This is a genomic window from Moraxella sp., assembly GCF_024227015.1.
In the GTDB taxonomy this organism is placed as follows: Bacteria; Pseudomonadota; Gammaproteobacteria; order Pseudomonadales; family Moraxellaceae; genus Moraxella.
The window spans coordinates 1-17,915 of record NZ_JAAELD010000291.1 but is presented as its reverse complement, the minus strand read 5'-3'; the positions used below and the strand labels follow the sequence as shown (position 1 = coordinate 17,915).

The window sequence follows — 17,915 nt, the reverse complement described above, 5'->3', positions numbered from 1 at the left end:
AAGGTCAATTTATGACGAAGTCCTTTGATCAATTTACAGGCCAATCCCCAAAACAACAACAAGGCTCAATCATTGGTTTTATCCTGCTTATTATCATTGTCGCAGCGATGATTTTGCTGGGTTTATATGCATTTTATCTGAATAATACCATCATCAATAAATTTGAAAATCGCCGCTGGGACATCCCTGCCACTGTCTATTCACGCCCGCTAGAATTATATCCGAACGCCCCTGTCAAGGCAGATGATCTAGAGTCATGGCTAAAACTACTTAACTACAGTCAAGGCAAAAACACCCAAGGCAGCTACCAAAAATCAGGCAACACCTACACCATCTACACGCGTGGTTTTAATTATGGAGATGGCGATGTCGAACCCAAGCAGACCATCAAGGTATTATTCTCCGATGGCAAAATCGCCCGCCTGCAGACCAGTCAGCCTACCCAACGAACAGCACTGCGTCTAGAGCCGGTAAATGTCGGCGGCATCTACCCTGAGAATAATGAAGATCGCATTCTACTCACCAAGGACAATGTACCAAAGCACCTGGTGAATGCACTCATCGCGACCGAAGATCGTAACTTTTATGAGCATCACGGCGTATCCGTGCGTGGTACTGCGCGCGCGCTACTCTCTAATGTCACAGGCGGTACACGTCAAGGTGGTTCAACGATCACACAGCAGCTGATCAAAAATTTCTACCTAAATTCTGATCGCAACCTAAAGCGTAAGGCCAATGAAGCCCTAATGGCGCTGCTTCTTGAGCTGCATTATGGCAAAGATGAGATCCTCCTCGCCTATCTGAACGAGATCAACCTTGGTCAAAATGGCAATCGCTCGGTAAATGGCTTTGGTATTGCATCACAGTTTTATTTTAATAAGCCCTTGGCAGAGCTTCGCCTCGATCAGTATGCGCTATTGGTCGGCATCGCCAAAGGCTCAAGCTACTACAATCCACGAAAGCATCCAGAGCGCGCCAAAGACCGTCGTAATACCGTGCTGCATAACATGCTCGTCACAGGCAAAATCAGCCAAGAAGAATACGACAGCGCCACCCAAAAACCGCTCGACGTGGTCAAGACTCCAACCATCGCCAAGAGCCGTTTTCCTGATTTTTTTGATGCGATTCAGCGCGAATTGAAGGCTTATTATAGAGAAGAAGACCTACAAAACCGCGGTCTGCGAATCATCTCAACTCTAGATCCGCTCGCCCAGCGCGCCGCCGATAACGCCATCAAAAATAACAAAAAATCCAATCTACAAGGTGCGCTCATCAGCGCCAACCCTGCTACGGGCGAGGTGGTTGCCATTGTTGGTAGTAGTGCTGATTTTACAGGATTCAACCGCGCCATCGATGCTAAGCGACAAGTCGGCTCGCTCTTAAAACCCATCATCTATCTCACCGCCCTGCAGTCAGGTCGTTACAATCTAGCCAGTAGCGTTGATGACAGCCCGCTGACTTATACCATCGGCAATCAGACTTGGACACCCAAGAACTACAGCAATGTCTCACATGGCGCAACACCAATTACCACCGCACTGGCTCAGTCCTACAACCAAGCTGCGGTCAATGTTGGCATGGAGTTTGGTTTGCCGATTTTTCATCGTCAGCTGCAGATGCTGGGTGTCAGCGATCAAATTCCCAACTACCCTTCAGTGCTGTTGGGCGCGGTGGATATGTCACCCATGCAAGTTCTTAGCATCTATCAGACTTTCGCCACTGGCGGGGTCAGCGCCCCCATTCATACCATCAAAAGCGTGATTGATGATAAAGGAAAAGTCCTTCAAAACAGCGACAGCCGAGCTCAGATTCGCCTATCGCCCAAGGCAACCTATCTGACCAATTACGCCATGCAAAAAGTCTTCACTCACGGTACGGCACGCGCAGGCAACTTTAATTCATCTCTTAATCTGGCCGGCAAGACCGGCACAACGAATGATGGGCGCGATGCTTGGTTTGCAGGTTATAGCGGTAACTATGTGTCCGTAGTCTGGATTGGACGTGATGATAATAAGCCCATCGGGCTTACCGGAAGCTCAGGCGCGCTTCCCATTTGGCGGGCATTCATGCAGCCGCTCAATCACACGCCCGTTGAGCTGCCACTGCCTGCAGATATCGAATGGACGTGGCTGGATAACGGCACAGGACTGCTGTCCCATCAAGGCTGTCAAGGTGCGATATGGGCGCCTGTGATTCGTGAATTCATGCCACAAGAATACGGCAGCTGCGCCGCGAACATACGCTACAATGTCACCCTACAAGAGCGCATCGACGCACTGGGTGATGAGCTGGTGAATATGGAAGAAGACTACATCGAGGATGATTATATCATCGAAGAACCCATGCCTTCTGATGAAGAATTCTATACGCCTAACACCGAAGAGTCACCCACACCCGAGCCATTTTATCAATAACGCCTAACGACAGAGCTATTCAATTTTAAAAGTTTTTAAGTGATTGATAAAATTTGTTATAATGCGTTTATTCTAATTGATAACATAAGGCTATTTTATGTCGTGGCAGCACATACACCTACAATGTCCAAAAGATAAAGTTGAATTCGCTGAGGCTTTATTCTATGAGAGCGATGCGGTTTCCATACTTCTAGAAGACGCGGGCGATGAGCCATTATTTGAGCCATTGCCTGGCGAGGAACCGCTGTGGGGCGAGGTGATCTTGACGGCCATCTACGACACCAACTCTGATGATCGATTCGATGGCACGGATTTTGAGGTGCTTGCTAATGACATCGCCGCACAAGTGGGCGCAAGCCGATTTTGGACGACGCGCCTTGATGATAAAGACTGGTCTCGTGAGTGGATGGCGCATTATAAGCCTGTCAAATGCGAAGGCAATCTATGGATCGTCCCTGAGTGGCTAGACGCGCCTGATCCTACCGCGACGAACCTTATTCTAGACCCCGGTCTTGCCTTTGGTACCGGCTATCACGCCACGACTCGCCTATGTCTAGACTGGCTGTCAGCTCAGAATCTAAAAGACAAAGTCGTCATCGACTATGGTTGTGGCTCAGGCGTGCTGGGCGTGGCGGCATTACTGCTAGGCGCAAAAGAAGTATTGGCAGTGGACATTGACCCTCAGGCCATTCTCGCGACACGTCAAAACGCCGCCCTAAATAACGTATCCGACCGCCTAAAAGTGTTCTTGCCCGAAGAATTTAGCGAATATCAACGCGCGCATGAACTCAAAGCTGACACCATCACAGCGAACATCCTAGCCAAGCCACTCATTGAATTTGCGCCACTATTTAGCACCCTACTAAAAGACGGTGGTTCAATCGTACTAGCAGGACTGATCGAGAATCAAACCCAAAGCGTCATCGATGCTTATGCGCCTTATTTTGAATTAGATTCCGCTTATCATTATGACAATAAAGACGATCACCACTGGCATCGTCTTTCAGGCATTAAGAAATAATCGGCTTTCGGTCATTTGACACATCGGCTTTTAGTCTTATTGATTAAAAGCCGATTTTTTATGAATGATTGTATCGTTTTGCAAATATTCACTTTTGTTCAAAATTCATCCAATGCAGTGATAAGTCATTATCTTTCATAAGATTTATTTATCTCATCGAATTAAGTTGTATGATTTTTAATCATTATACAATTACATTTTTATTACACTGCATAACATAAAACCGTTAACAATTTCAGCAATCTTTTGTTAATATTTACGCAACATTTAAATATTTAGACTTGTTTTTAATCGCAGCTTGCGATTTGTGGTCGAAAATTCATTTATCCAGTTTAGATTTTATATTTCGAGATTCCCATGATTGACCAAAACATTAGTCCCACCCCACTATCGACACACATTGAGCAAGCGGTCGAGCAATATCTAGCCACCGCTGACAAGGACGCCAATGACATCTATCAAGTATTCTTGGCTGAACTTGAGCGTCCGCTATTGATCGCGACGCTCAAGCACACTCGCGGCAACCAATCAAAAACCGCCAAGCTCCTTGGTTTAAACCGCGGTACCCTGCGCAGCAAATTAAAAGCGCACGGACTGCTGTAATTCATCGATCTGTACAATTTCGCCTGCAATAATGGCAAAATTCCACACAAAACTCCCCTCCACCCCTTTATAAAAAACGCCAAAACTGCTATCATGACAACGGCTTTTGACAAGAGCGCTTCATGTCATCATGGAGTCGCTCTTTTGTGCATTTGGCTTATATTTTATTTATTGTTCATACAGTCGCAGTCATGCGCATTGGGGGTATTATGAGTGTTAAGCGTTTTGCCTTATTGTCAGTTTCGGACAAGGCGGGTATTGTTGAATTTGCCAAAGGCTTGGTAGATTCGGGTTTTGGAATTTTATCAACTGGTGGCACATTTAAGCTATTAACAGAATCTGGCGTGGCAGCGACCGAAGTCTCAGCACACACTGGCTTTAGCGAGATGATGGATGGCCGCGTCAAAACCCTACACCCAAAAATCCACGGTGGCATCCTAGGTCGTCGCGGCATCGATGATGACATCATGAGTGAACACGGCATTGATCGCATTGACATCGTCGCGGTGAATCTATATCCGTTCGCAGCCACCGTCGCCAAATCTGACGTAAAAATGTCCGACGCCATCGAGAACATCGACATCGGCGGCCCTGCCATGGTACGCTCTGCCGCCAAGAACCATGCACACGTTGGCATCATCACCAACCCAGCAGACTATGCACGCGTACTGAACGAAATCCAAACCGCAGGCGACATCAGCTATGCCACGCGTTTTGATTTGGCGGTAAAGGCTTTCGAACATACCGCGCATTATGACGGCATGATCGCTTCATTCTTTGGTGCACGTCTAAATGATGCTGCCACAGCACCAAGTGAAGACTCCACCCCAACAACTGATTTTGCTCGCACCTTTAACGTACAGCTTGCCAAATCACAAGACCTGCGTTATGGCGAAAACCCACACCAAAAAGCCGCATTCTATGTAGAGCACGGCGCACAGGAAGCTTCTGTTGCGACCGCTCGCCAATTACAAGGCAAAGAGCTGTCTTATAACAACATCGCTGACACCGATGCTGCTCTAGAATGCGTAAAATCATTCACTAAGCCTGCCTGTGTAATCGTCAAGCACGCCAACCCTTGTGGTGTGTCAGTCTCACTAGATGGCATCTTGGATGCGTATAACTTGGCTTATGCCACCGACCCAGAATCAGCATTTGGTGGCATCATTGCCTTTAACCGTCCGCTTGATGTTGAGACAGCACGTGCCATTGTTGAGCGTCAATTTGTTGAAGTCATCATCGCGCCAAGCATCGAAGATGGTGTGCTAGAAGTAACGGGCACGAAGAAGAATGTTCGCGTACTGGTCTGCGGCGATCTACCAAACCCAGAAGAGCGCGCCACACAGCTAGATTATAAGCGCGTTAATGGTGGTCTGTTAGTTCAAGACCAAGACTTAGGCATGATCACTAAGAGCGATCTTCGCGTCGTGACTGAGCGCGCACCGACCGAAGCTGAGCTTGATGATCTGATCTTTGCTTGGAAGGTCGCAAAATACGTTAAATCTAACGCCATCGTTTACGCCAAGAATCGTCAAACCATCGGCATCGGCGCAGGTCAGATGAGCCGTGTAAACTCTGCTCGTATCGCTGCCATCAAGGCAGAACACGCAGGCCTAGTGGTTGAAGGTGCTGTCATGGCATCAGATGCCTTCTTCCCATTCCGTGACGGCATTGACAATGCCGCCGCCGCTGGCATCAAATGCATCATTCAACCCGGCGGCTCTATGCGTGATGAAGAGACCATCGCCGCTGCCAACGAGCACGGCATCGCCATGGTGTTCACAGGCATGCGCCACTTCCGTCACTAATACCAAGACCCAAAATACGCACCACATCGGTGCGTATTTTCTATAAAAAATCATAAAAATCAAAGTCATATGCTTAACACAATCATAAAAATCACTGAAGCTTTCTACAACTTTTGTTTTATTTTTTTACCACTTCTGTGGTACAATACTCTTTAAATTTTGGCAAGGTAGCAACCATGATTTCCCCAAAAATCAAAAACAAATTTTCTAATCATCCTGAAGTCATCATGCGCCCCATTCATCTGCGCCTATCTGAAGAGATTATCTCACATCTTGAAGACACCGCTGGAGCACATGGTTTTAATAGAATCCAAGGTCTGATTCGCCTTTATATCCGCCAAGGCCTAGACCGAGATAACTGCAACTATAGCCTGTCTGATGACGTGCTATTCATCGAAAAACTACGCAAAAAAGGCGTCAGCCAAAAAATCATCGATGAGGCCTTGGCAGATGTTAATAAAAGCTGCGATTTGGATAATTAATCCCAATAAAAAACACACCTAAAACCTAGGTGTGTTTTTTATTGGGTTGATATTATTTTAGGCTTGGATTCGCCTCATCACTCATTGCAATCTTAACGCCCTGCCCCAGACCTTTACCCATCTGTACACCAAAGCGATCAAAGAACTGCTTCACAGGATCGACGTAGCTATAATTCACCTGTTCTAGCTTGAGTTCTTTCTCCAATTGCGACATGCCGCCAATCTTATCAGCCAATCCCAGCTCAACAGACTCTTTTCCCGTCCAGAATAGCCCTGTAAAGATTTGATTTTGCTCGGCATTTTTTAGTTTATCGCCGCGACCTTTTTTGACTGCATCGATGAAGTTTTGATGAGTGGTGTCAAGCAACTTTTGGACGTGCGCACGTTCGATCTCATTCATCGGACGCGACATGGACAGGATGTCCTTATACTCGCCTGCAGTCATGGTATGGTCCTGCACGCCCATCTTATCAAGCAGCTGCTCGATGTTGTAGCTTGACATGATAACACCAATTGAGCCAACCAAGCTTGATGGATTCACCCAAATCTCGTCCGCTGCCGATGCGATGTAATACGCACCTGATGCACCCGTATCGCCAATCACCGCATACAGCTTCTTATCAGGATACTCTTGTTTTAGATCCATCGCCATCTGCCACACTTCATCAGACTGCACAGGTGAACCACCTGGCGAGTTGATGGCAAGCACAACTGCCTTGGCATGCGTGTTCTCGAATGCCTCTGTCAATGCGCTATTGATGTGGTGCGCGCTCGTCTCGCCATCAGCCGTAATCGCACCGCGCACATCCACCACCGCCAAATGCGGCTCACTGATGCCAAGTGACGCGCCTTTGGTTTGAGTTGGTGTGCAGCTTCGGCCCAGCATGAGCACGAAGAACACCACATAGGCGAACGTTAATAATTTAAAGAAAATACTCCAACGACGTGCGCGGCGCTGCTCATCAATGCTCGCCATCATCGTTTTTTCGATGAGTCGCCATTCGGGCGAGTTTGGCTGCGAGGCATTTGATGGGTTGATGGGCTCTTGCTGAGCTGGAGTTTGGTTTTTATGAGGATTTGGTGGCCAAGCCATGTGATGTCCTATGTTTTACTTCAAATAGATCTATTGTAACCGAAAAAATCCAAATATGATAGCCAAACCCACTATCTCACCTGCCATAGAACCGCTTCAAAATCACCCACCACGTCAGCGTCATCCTTAGCAAATGCGTGCGACAGCCATAAAGACGCGCCAGTCTCAGGCCTAGGCATGATATCCATGTCTGCACATAGCAGTCGCCATAGATGCCATACATCTTCATGAGTCGCTGCATTAATGATGATCTGTTTGGTATCACCAGGCAGTATCTCATCGCTCTCAGCCTCCATTGATCGATCAATCTCAAAGCCCATATCGCTACTTATCTCAATCGTACAATCCCAAACATTCGCATCATTAATCTGTTGCCAACCTGTCAGCATGCGAATGCTCACGCCGTCATATTGATGGATGTGGCCGGCTTGACATGGCTCATCAATGACATTGGCAAGCTTTAGCCCGCCTTGTCCTGCGCGCCAATAGCGCTCTATGGGCAGACTCGCATGAATGGCAGCGGTCAACTTAGTAAGCGTTTGACCAGAATTCTGCGCAACAACGCCAGTCAGATTTCTTACGCCCAGACGTTTTAATTCATCAATGAGCACATCAATTTGCCCATCGGGCAATGACTTAATGCCAAAGTCTGCCAATAGTAGCCACGAATGAGATTGATGCTGAATGAGCACAGCTTGTAAGGCTTGATTGTCAGTTTTGATGACTTTAGCGGTGGGCTTGGCATCCTTAGGCGTATAAAAATTCCCGTTCATCGACAGCATTAGTAGCACTGATAAAGGTACGATGGCGGCACTCTTAGGCAGCGCCTTTGACAGCATGGGTAATATCGCCAAGACAGCAAGCACCAAGCCTGCCATCCCAAATGGCACATACAGCCAAGAATCGCCCACCAAGCCAAATTCAAGCGCAGTATGAAGCTTTAATAATATCCAAGAACTAAGCGACCACAGTCCATCGGCAAGGCTTGGCGAAATCGCATAAATCACGCCTGCCAGGAGATTTATCGGCAAGATGATTGAGCCAAACAGACCAATGGCAAATAAATTTACCGCCACACTCCACAGCGATATCTTGCCAAAAAACAATATCGAAACAGGCAACATCCCAATGAATAGCCATAACTGCAAAGCAGCGACATTCTTAGCCTTTTGCCAAATCTTCGCTGCAGCAGATACTTCTTGAATGGGCGTGCTTTCATATCTCATCAATAAAAGCACCGCCGCGAAAGACAACCAAAATCCCGCCTGCCATAACACATAAGGATCAAGCCACGTCATGATCAGCGCAACAATAAACAGCAAGGACAAATTTGACACTGGCAGCACAAAGTACCTAGCCAAAGCCACCGCCCCAAGCATATACACGGTTCGCACCGCAGGCACATCAAAACCTGTAAAGATGGCGTAAATCAAACTCGCTGCCACCATGATCATAAGGCGAATCTGCTTGCGAGATACAACCTCATACACCTTAGGGAATTTATCCAGCAGCCAAGAAGTCAGCCCCGCCAGCATCAATGCCAAAAATAACACATGCATGCCTGATATCGCCAATAAATGCGATATGCCCGCCAGTTGATACAAATCCTTGGTTTGCCTGCTGATGAGCGATCTGTCACCTGTCAGCAGACTTAAAGTTACCGCCTTTGCTTGTTGATTAGAGATGTCGTAATCATGCCAATCTTCATAAAAATGTGCACGCAATCGCTGCCTTAATCCTTGCAGCCTTGTACTGATGCGATGATCATCAGCCGATTCGATCTGATCCACAGACAGCACGCGTGCAGTGGCATGAATGTCCCGAGTTCGTAGCCATACATTGCTGTCAAAGCCGCTTGCGCTCTTTTGTGTACTTATTGGCTCAATGAGCAATGTAAGCTTCGCGGTGGTGTTTGGGATAAGGTTATTTAATTGCTCTAAGGTGGGGTTATTTTGATGATGTCTTGGTGAGGCACTAAGAAGTACATTCATGCTGTCAGGCAATTCAATGGCATCAGATGCGACTGACTCAGATATCTCGCCGAATGGATTGGCGGATATTGCCGTATTAGTGGATTGTAGATGGTTGGCAGACCTGATGTCTGTGATGGTTACCTTTTGCCGATAAGCAGAATCCGACAAAAGATCATAGATGCTGTCGCTAATCTCGCTAACATGTGCGATGGCGGTGACGGTATGGCTTTGAGTGATGGTATGCTGTTCAAACTGCACATACGCCTTCATTGAACGCAGTACAAAGAGTAGCCCAATCACCAGACCGCATGTGCAGATAATCAACGCTCTAGAAATGCGTCTATATCGCTGCACCCACACAGCCATAAGCGCAATGAACACCAGACCAAAAGACAACCACCCAAGAGATAAAGGCGAAGTCAACCAAGCCTCAAGAGTATCGCCAAACATGATTTTTGGCATCAATGCCAGCACACCAAGCACCAACCCTATGACGATAACACTCATTAAACTTGGCATGAGCCGATCAATCTTCTAGCATTCATTTTTGATGAAGTTTTGTAATATCAATTCCATCAAAGACAAATCCTCAGCATAGGTAAGCTTCATGTTAAGCTTAGATCCTTGAACGATTTGCACTCCAAGCCCCAACATCTCAAAGCCACTCGCCTCATCTGTGATCATCAGATTGTCTTTGGCGATCTGTGATAGTACCCACTCAAGCTTATTTAAGCGGAAAGCTTGAGGTGTCTGAGCTTGCCACAGGCCCGATCTATCGACTGTCTTGATAATATCCTGCTCATTTGTAGCTAGCTTTAGTGTGTCCACCACAGGTGTTGCCAAAATTACGCCATCATGCGATGTACTTTCAAGAGTATCCAACAACCGTGCCAAATCCACCTTGGGCAGACAAGGGCGCGCCGCATCATGGATCACCACCCAGTCATCATCCAGGCCGCCATGCTCTCGTATTGCTTGCACACCTGAATGCACCGACTGCCAACGTTCAGCACCACCTACCGCATGACGGATTGGGTGACTAAATTCAAAATCCAGCTCCGATGCATACTCATCACCGCCTGCCAGTACCAGCGTCAGATCATCAATACCATCTACATTGAGTCTTTCGATGCTTTCTTCTAAGACAGTTCTGTCCGCCAAACGCAGATATTGCTTAGGCACTGCCGCCCCAAAACGTGAACCCTTACCAGCTGCCACGATCAAGGCGTGAATCTTAGGATGGTGATGCGATTGATGATTTGACATTGATGGTACTTATTATCAAGAAATTAAAAAGTTAAAAAATAAGATTGGCTTTCACCAATCTTATGTCTGTTATCGCGATGGCTCGCCACTTTCTTTGATCAACCCTTCGACAGGTTCAACAGCATCTGCCTCATTGCTCGTTGCCATTTGCCGACTATAAGTAATCGGCGCATTTGACATCTGATAGAAAGTCTCGCCCGGCTTAATTAAACCCAAATCAAGTCGCGCGTGCTCTTCGATTGCAGATGATTGCGTCTTTAGATCACGAACATCAGCACGCAGCAGATTATTGGTATAAGCCTGCTCGGTGTTAAAATCAGTTTGCTTGGCGATCTGAGCATTAAGATTATTCAGATTGGCACGACCATTCTCACCATGCCAATACTGCTGCTGCAAAAGCGCAAGTACGATGACAGCAAAAGCGATCAAGCACACATAACCCATCACGCCAAGCCCTTTTGGTGGCGTGATGATGTGTGTTGATTTTTTGGTTACAGGACTTGCCACGCTCGCCCCGATCAACCGCGCAGACCGATGAACTCTTCACGACCGCGGAATGCTGCCGTTACTTGTTGTTCGATGCGTAGTAGTTGGTTGTATTTTGCCACGCGGTCAGAACGGCATAGCGAACCTGTCTTGATCTGACCAGCCGCTGTACCTACTGCTAGGTCAGCAATGGTAGAATCTTCAGTTTCACCTGAGCGATGGCTAATTACAGTCGCATAGCCGTTTTCTTTAGCCAGATAGATCGCATCTAGTGTCTCGGTTAGTGTACCGATCTGGTTGAATTTGATCAAGATGGCATTAGCGATGTTCTTATCAATGCCTTCACGCAGAATTTTTGGATTGGTGACAAACAGGTCATCACCCACCAGCTGAACTTTGTCACCTAACTGCTTGGTCAGATACGCCCAACCATCCCAGTCGCTCTCATCCAGACCATCCTCGATTGAGATGATTGGGTATTGACGTACCAAAGATGCTAAATAATCAGCAAAACCTTCGCTGGTGAATGCTTTATTGCCCTCACCCTCTAGGATGTACTGACCGTTCTTATAAAATTCTGATGATGCACAGTCAAGCGCCAAATAGATGTCCTGACCTGCCTTATAGCCTGCTTGTTCAATGGCTTGCATGATGACAGTGATCGCTTCTTCGTTTGACCGTAGGTTCGGTGCAAAACCACCCTCATCGCCAACAGCAGTGTTAAGACCTTGTGATTTTAGGACAGATTTTAGACTGTGGAAAATTTCTGTACCTGCACGCAAGCTCTCTGAGAAGCTGTTAAAACCAACAGGCTCGATCATGAATTCTTGGATATCAACCGTATTATCTGCGTGCGCGCCACCATTTAGGATGTTCATCATCGGCACAGGCATGGTAAGAGAAGTCTGACCACGTAGGTTGGCGATGTACTGATGCAGTGGTAGGTTTTTGGCGATCGCTGCGGCACGTGCTGCAGCCAAAGACACCGCCAAAGTAGCGTTCGCACCCAGATTACCTTTGTTCTCAGTACCATCTAGATCGATCAGGATTTTATCCAGCTCGTTTTGGTTGGTAACGTCTTTGTCTAATAGTGCAGTGCGAATTTGGCTGTTTACGTTTGACACTGCTTTTTTAACACCTTTGCCTAGGTAGCGAGATTTGTCGCCATCGCGCAGCTCCAATGCTTCACGAGAACCCGTTGAAGCGCCAGATGGTGCAGCTGCACGGCCGCACACACCATTTGCCAAGATTACATCGGCTTCGATGGTTGGGTTACCACGTGAATCTAAGATTTCACGGGCGATGATGTCTTTAATTTCAACAGCATTGTCAGTAGTTTCAGCGTACATAAAAGTATCCTTTTTTGGTGAATAAATCTACAAAATTAATGAGTGTCTAATACAGCAAAGCCTTTTACCAGATCATCGAGCTGCTTTAACTGCGTCAAGAATGGCTCAAGCTGTGACAGTCTTAACGCGCATGGGCCATCGCATTTGGCATGATCAGGGTCTGGGTGCGCTTCCAAGAACAAACCGGCAAGTCCTGTAGCCATACCCGCCCTGGCAAGCGTGGTGATTTGATGGCGGCGACCGCCCGCGCTGTCAGCACGCGCACCCGGCTCTTGCAAGGCATGAGTTACATCAAAGAACACAGGTACATTCATGGCCTTCATCGTATCAAAGCCAAGCATGTCCACTACCAAATTATTATAACCGAATGATGTGCCACGCTCACACAGGATAACCTTATCATTGCCAGCTTCTAGGCATTTATTGATGATGTGGCGCATCTCATGCGGTGCTAGGAATTGCGCTTTTTTGACATTGATGACTGCGCCTGTTTTTGCCATGGCATTGACAAGGTCGGTTTGACGACTCAAAAAAGCAGGCAGTTGAATGATGTCAGCCACTTTTGCTACTGGCGCTGCTTGATAAGGCTCATGCACGTCTGTGATGATGGGCACACCGTATTTTTCTTTGATGTCATTAAGCCAAGTTAGACCAGTTTCAAGACTTGGGCCGCGGAACGAAAATAAGCTTGAGCGGTTCGCCTTATCAAAGCTGGCCTTAAACACATAACCGATGTTCAGGCGCGTGCAGATGTCAATGTAGCTCTCAGCGATTTCAAAGGCAAGCTCGCGGCTCTCAAGTACGTTCATGCCACCAAACAGCACAAACGGTTTGTCATTACCGATCTCGATGCCCGCCACATTAATATGCGACAATGGCGCAGTTAATGATTGCGTCATAACATTATCCTTTATGAGTCTCTTTGGATGCGATCCACCCAAATCAAACTTTATGAATAAAAAGCACACCAAGCGTCTTGATGTGCTTTATGAATTAGCCTTTCACATCAATCGCTGCTTTAATAAAGCTATTAAACAGCGGATGTCCGCCACGCGGCGAACTGGTAAATTCTGGGTGATACTGCACCGCCACGAACCAAGGATGATCACTGATTTCAACCGACTCAACCAAATGCTGCTTAGCAGAGTAGCCAGAGATCTTCATGCCTGCATTCTCTAACGGTTCGATATAGCGGTTGTTCATCTCATAGCGATGACGATGGCGCTCAGTGATGGTGGTCGCACCATAGATCTTGGCAAGCTTCGTACCTGCCACAAGCTGAGCTTCTTGTGCACCCAGACGCATCGTACCACCCAAATCACTATCGTCAGAACGAATCTGTAATTCACCCTTCTCATCGAACCACTCTGTGATAAGTCCAATGATCGGGTCAGCAGCTTTGCGGTCAAACTCGGTAGAGTTCGCCTGCAGTCCTAGCACATTGCGCGCAAATTCGATCACGGCAAGCTGCATGCCTAGACAAATGCCCAAATAAGGCTTCTTGTTCTCGCGGGCGTATTGAATCGCCATCATCTTACCAAGAGTACCGCGCTCGCCAAATCCACCAGGAACCAACACTGCATCGCATGATTTTAGCTCATCCATCAGATGATCTTGAGTTTCTAATTTCTCAGCGTCGATGTAGTGAATTTTTACTTTTGTTTTATTATGGATGCCGGCGTGTAGCAAGGCCTCATTGACAGACTTATAGGCGTCAGGCAGCTCGACATATTTGCCGACCATCGCCACGACGATCTCACCTTCTGCGGTGAATAGACCTTCGATGACCTTATCCCAATCAGACAGATCCGCTTCAGGCACATCAAAGCCAAAACGCTCACAAACCAAGTCATCAAGATCCTGCTCGTAGAAGTTACGCGGGATTTCATAGATGCTACGCGCATCTTTACATACGATGACAGCGCGCTCTGGAACGTTAGTAAATAACGCAATCTTACGCTTAGTATCAGCATCGACATCGTGCTCAGTACGACAAACCAAAATATCAGGTTGAATACCGATGGACAATAGCTCTTTAACAGAATGCTGGGTCGGCTTGGTTTTAAGTTCGCTGGCAGATTTGATGTATGGCAGCAGCGTCAAATGCATGAGCATTGAATTATTATGCCCAAGCTCAACTTGAAGCTGGCGAATCGCCTCCATGAATGGTAAGCTCTCAATATCACCAACTGTACCGCCAATCTCAACGATGGCAATGTCAAAGCCCTCGCCCGATGCGCGAACACGGCTTTTGATTTCATCGGTAATGTGAGGAATAACTTGAACTGTACCACCCAGATAGTCACCACGACGCTCTTTGGCAAGTACCGTCTGATAGACGCGGCCTGAGGTGAAGTTATTGACCTTGCTCATCTTAGAATGACGCAAGAAACGTTCATAATAACCCAAGTCAAGATCGGTCTCCGCACCGTCTTCGGTCACAAAAACCTCACCGTGCTGGAACGGACTCATCGTGCCTGGGTCAACGTTAATATATGGATCCATCTTGGTCATGGTAACTTTTAGACCACGGGCTTCCAAGACAGCAGCAAGAGAAGCGGCAGTGATACCTTTACCCAATGAGGATACCACACCGCCAGTTACAAAGATAAATTTAGTCATAATAATTCATCATTTACTGGTAAAACCGAATTTTACTAAAATTTACATAAAAAATATAGGGGGCGAACGAAATTTTTTCTTTTTACAGAAATGCAAAACCATCATCTTGGCAGATTTTCGCGTATCTTTTTGGAAAATTGCTCGCTTGTGATGGCATTGGCATCTTCATGCATGGCAACTTTTGGGTTAATGTGGGCGATTTTTTTCCATTCAGCGGGGTCGTATCTAGGTCTAATCACACCCAATTCAATCAGATAACTTGGCAATCTGCCAGACACCAGCACCCGATAATCAAAAGGCAGCAGCTTGGCATCCGCATCAATCATGCGAACCAACTGATAAATCACGGTCGTGCAGTTACTTGTGATGGTTTGGTACCATTCAGGCTGTTGGTTAAGCTCACGACCTTTTTGTAGATAGATCATGAACAGTGCTCTCATTTTTTGTTTATCATAGGTCAAAGGATACAGATACACCGATTCGTGGCGCATGTTAGATCGGGTAAAGATGATGTCTTTTTCGTCGGCGGCAATCACAGAAAGCTCAAACTGCCGAAAAAACCCGCCGATATTAGAAAATGACTCACCCACTTCTTTACGAATCTCCACCGAGAATGCAAGCCGCTGCCCATCAGCAAAGCCAAAAGTCACCAAAGTATGTGCAATATTCTCATTACCCCAGATCGAGAGCACCAAATCCATCGTCTCAAGCTGATTTAAATCATAGGTTCGAGTCTGCCAATCTACATCGTAATCCGTCTCGCTTCGCCAACGAAAGTTACGCACATTATGCACGGTGATGAGATTAGGATTGGTAGAATCTTGGCTATAATCAACAATGTGCTGAACTTCAGGGTTCCAGTTCCGCTCATGGCTCGGCTTCATCATCCCAATCCACACAAAGACCGACAACACCGAACACACCACCGCAGCAGCCAACCAACTGGGTACAGATAATGAGGTAAACTTCGTTAAGACGATCGAAAATACCGAACAGCCCAAAAGTCCGATCAGCACGTATGTCCACACCCCAAACGGCAAATGAACCCAAAGCGCCAAGCATGCCAGCCCTGTGATCACTACCATCAATAAAGCCCAAACCATCGTCCAAACTCTCATCATTACTTCCTTTTGTATGTGCAGTCTATCACATGATCATCGACCATGCCACATGCCTGCATATAAGCATAACAAATGGTTGGGCCGACGAATTTAAAGCCGTCTTTTTTTAGCTGCTTAGACAGCGCTTGGCTTGCCTGCGTTTGTGTTGGTATGTCATTGATGTCTTTGGGGTGATTTATCAGCGGGGTATTAGATTGATGACCTGCCACAATACCCCAGACATAATCATTAAATGATTGATTTTGTTTGATTTTAAGATAAGCTTTAGCATTGTTGATGATCGCTTCGATCTTTAGCCGATGACGGATAATGCCGTCGTTATTCATCAATTCATCAACTTTTTGATTGTCGTATTGGACAATCTTCGCAGCATCAAAGCCATCAAAAGCCTCATAATAAGCCTCGCGCTTCTTTAAGATTGTAATCCAACTAAGCCCTGCTTGCATTCCCTCTAAGCACAGCATGGCGAATAGCTGATCATCATCATGACAAGGCACGCCCCATTCATGATCATGATAGGCTTGATAAATTGGATCATCGCTACACCAAGCGCAGCGTTTTATAATTTGATTCATATGCTGATTTGTCTGACAAAGTCACATTATACGATTTTTTAGGAATAAACGCTGAGACTTTTGATCACCAAATCTGCAAATGAGCCATTTATCAACTTAATGAAGCCAGAGCGTCACAGATTGCCAATCATTCTTTATTTGCAAAATAAGTAATAAAGCCTTAAGATAAAGGGATTATGTTATATTTTAGGATGATTTATGATTACCCAGCTTGCCATCAAAGACTTCACACCCTCTGCCGACAAGACCATCTATGACGTGCGCGATGAAGCCAATTATAAGGCAGGTCACATCGAATACGCCCAGAACCAACCGCTCGAAACTTTAGATCGAGCGCTATTGGAGAGTACGACAGGTGATGTCTATGTGCTGTGCGGTGGTGGAACCAAAGCCGAGCGCGCCTGCACTCTACTTAACGAAATCGACCCGACACGCAACATTATTCACATCACAGGTGGTACACGAGGAGCCCAAGCCCTCGGCATGACCATCATCAGCGAGGCCAACGAATCTTGATGTCAATCAAGGTGTCAATCTTGATGATTTAAAAATTATTAAAATTCAAATACTTATGAATTTTTTATGATTTTTTTAAAAATTTTGATTGACACATTCATAACTTGACTGTATTATACGCACCACAACGACGGCAGACACTGATGAATAATCAGTCAAACCTAAGTAATTCGGAGTGTAGCGCAGCTTGGTAGCGCATCTGGTTTGGGACCAGAGGGTCGGGGGTTCGAATCCCTCCACTCCGACCATATTTAAAGCCTTAACGGCTTTTTTTGTTAGTAGTATTTGATTTTTCTACGGAAAATTGCTAACATTAAGCCACTCGAGCGCCTGTAGCTCAGTTGGATAGAGCATCTGCCTTCTAAGCAGGTGGTCGCAGGTTCGAATCCTGCCAGGCGCGCCATTTGCCTGTTTTATTTTTAGTTATGGTGGGTATAGCTCAGTTGGTAGAGCCCCGGATTGTGATTCCGGTTGTCGTGGGTTCAAGTCCCATTACTCACCCCATATTTCAAAGCCCGCTTTTATAGCGGGTTTTTGTATTTATATATTCTGCATATACCAAAGGATCAAATTTTACTAAAATTTT

The 17,915-nt window shown here is 46.4% G+C and carries 15 protein-coding genes and 3 tRNA genes; 9 read left to right on the top strand and 9 right to left on the bottom strand.

Annotation, left to right across the window (positions count from 1 at the left end; all coding sequences use genetic code 11):
- Positions 1-11 precede the first annotated feature (11 nt).
- From mrcB to GY683_RS06735, 5 genes are all read left to right on the top strand, one after another.
- A complete protein-coding gene (gene mrcB / locus GY683_RS06755) occupies positions 12-2,414 on the top strand; it encodes a penicillin-binding protein 1B (RefSeq protein WP_297288011.1) in 2,403 nt (800 codons plus the stop codon).
- Positions 2,415-2,511: 97 nt separating this feature from the next.
- Positions 2,512-3,435, top strand: coding sequence for a 50S ribosomal protein L11 methyltransferase (prmA, locus tag GY683_RS06750; protein ID WP_297288009.1), 924 nt, complete (start codon positions 2,512-2,514; stop codon positions 3,433-3,435).
- A 357-nt stretch (positions 3,436-3,792) separates the two neighbouring features.
- Positions 3,793-4,038 carry a helix-turn-helix domain-containing protein gene (locus GY683_RS06745; RefSeq protein ID WP_297288008.1) on the top strand — a complete coding sequence of 82 codons (246 nt, stop codon included), beginning with the start codon at positions 3,793-3,795 and terminating at the stop codon, positions 4,036-4,038.
- Between the two features lie 209 nt (positions 4,039-4,247).
- A complete protein-coding gene (purH, locus tag GY683_RS06740; RefSeq protein WP_297288010.1) occupies positions 4,248-5,846 on the top strand; it encodes a bifunctional phosphoribosylaminoimidazolecarboxamide formyltransferase/IMP cyclohydrolase in 1,599 nt (532 codons plus the stop codon).
- 176 nt (positions 5,847-6,022) lie between these two features.
- The gene (locus tag GY683_RS06735) at positions 6,023-6,328 is read left to right on the top strand and encodes a CopG family transcriptional regulator (RefSeq protein WP_297288007.1); all 306 of its coding nucleotides are present in this window, start codon (positions 6,023-6,025) and stop codon (positions 6,326-6,328) included.
- A 52-nt stretch (positions 6,329-6,380) separates the two neighbouring features.
- Here GY683_RS06735 and sppA read toward each other — a convergent pair whose 3' ends face one another.
- From sppA to GY683_RS06690, 9 genes are all read right to left on the bottom strand, one after another.
- A complete protein-coding gene (sppA, locus tag GY683_RS06730; RefSeq protein ID WP_297288006.1) occupies positions 6,381-7,421 on the bottom strand; it encodes a signal peptide peptidase SppA in 1,041 nt (346 codons plus the stop codon).
- Positions 7,422-7,492: 71 nt separating this feature from the next.
- On the bottom strand, positions 7,493-9,913 hold the full coding sequence (locus GY683_RS06725; RefSeq protein WP_297288005.1) for a ComEC/Rec2 family competence protein: 2,421 nt from the start codon (positions 9,911-9,913) through the stop codon (positions 7,493-7,495).
- Between the two features lie 15 nt (positions 9,914-9,928).
- Complete coding sequence (ispD, locus tag GY683_RS06720) at positions 9,929-10,660, bottom strand: 2-C-methyl-D-erythritol 4-phosphate cytidylyltransferase (protein WP_297288004.1); 732 nt, start codon at positions 10,658-10,660, stop codon at positions 9,929-9,931.
- Positions 10,661-10,729: 69 nt separating this feature from the next.
- On the bottom strand, positions 10,730-11,167 hold the full coding sequence (locus GY683_RS06715) for a septum formation initiator family protein (RefSeq protein ID WP_297288003.1): 438 nt from the start codon (positions 11,165-11,167) through the stop codon (positions 10,730-10,732).
- Between the two features lie 11 nt (positions 11,168-11,178).
- Positions 11,179-12,495, bottom strand: a complete 1,317-nt coding sequence (eno, locus tag GY683_RS06710; protein ID WP_046696276.1) for a phosphopyruvate hydratase — start codon at positions 12,493-12,495, stop codon at positions 11,179-11,181.
- Between the two features lie 35 nt (positions 12,496-12,530).
- The gene (gene kdsA / locus GY683_RS06705) at positions 12,531-13,394 is read right to left on the bottom strand and encodes a 3-deoxy-8-phosphooctulonate synthase (RefSeq protein ID WP_297288002.1); all 864 of its coding nucleotides are present in this window, start codon (positions 13,392-13,394) and stop codon (positions 12,531-12,533) included.
- Positions 13,395-13,488: 94 nt separating this feature from the next.
- Positions 13,489-15,117, bottom strand: coding sequence for a CTP synthase (locus GY683_RS06700; protein ID WP_297288001.1), 1,629 nt, complete (start codon positions 15,115-15,117; stop codon positions 13,489-13,491).
- 101 nt (positions 15,118-15,218) lie between these two features.
- Complete coding sequence (locus GY683_RS06695; RefSeq protein ID WP_297288000.1) at positions 15,219-16,202, bottom strand: DUF4105 domain-containing protein; 984 nt, start codon at positions 16,200-16,202, stop codon at positions 15,219-15,221.
- A 35-nt stretch (positions 16,203-16,237) separates the two neighbouring features.
- Positions 16,238-16,813, bottom strand: coding sequence for a DNA-3-methyladenine glycosylase I (locus GY683_RS06690; protein ID WP_297287999.1), 576 nt, complete (start codon positions 16,811-16,813; stop codon positions 16,238-16,240).
- A 198-nt stretch (positions 16,814-17,011) separates the two neighbouring features.
- Here GY683_RS06690 and GY683_RS06685 point away from each other — a divergent pair, with 198 nt between their 5' ends.
- The 4 genes from GY683_RS06685 (at position 17,012) to GY683_RS06670 (ending at position 17,833) form a co-directional block, all read left to right on the top strand.
- Complete coding sequence (locus tag GY683_RS06685; protein ID WP_297287998.1) at positions 17,012-17,329, top strand: rhodanese-like domain-containing protein; 318 nt, start codon at positions 17,012-17,014, stop codon at positions 17,327-17,329.
- A gap of 171 nt (positions 17,330-17,500) precedes the next feature.
- Positions 17,501-17,577, top strand: a tRNA-Pro gene (locus GY683_RS06680).
- A 78-nt stretch (positions 17,578-17,655) separates the two neighbouring features.
- Positions 17,656-17,732, top strand: a tRNA-Arg gene (locus tag GY683_RS06675).
- Positions 17,733-17,757: 25 nt separating this feature from the next.
- A tRNA-His gene (locus tag GY683_RS06670) sits at positions 17,758-17,833 on the top strand.
- The last annotated feature ends 82 nt before the right edge of the window (positions 17,834-17,915 follow it).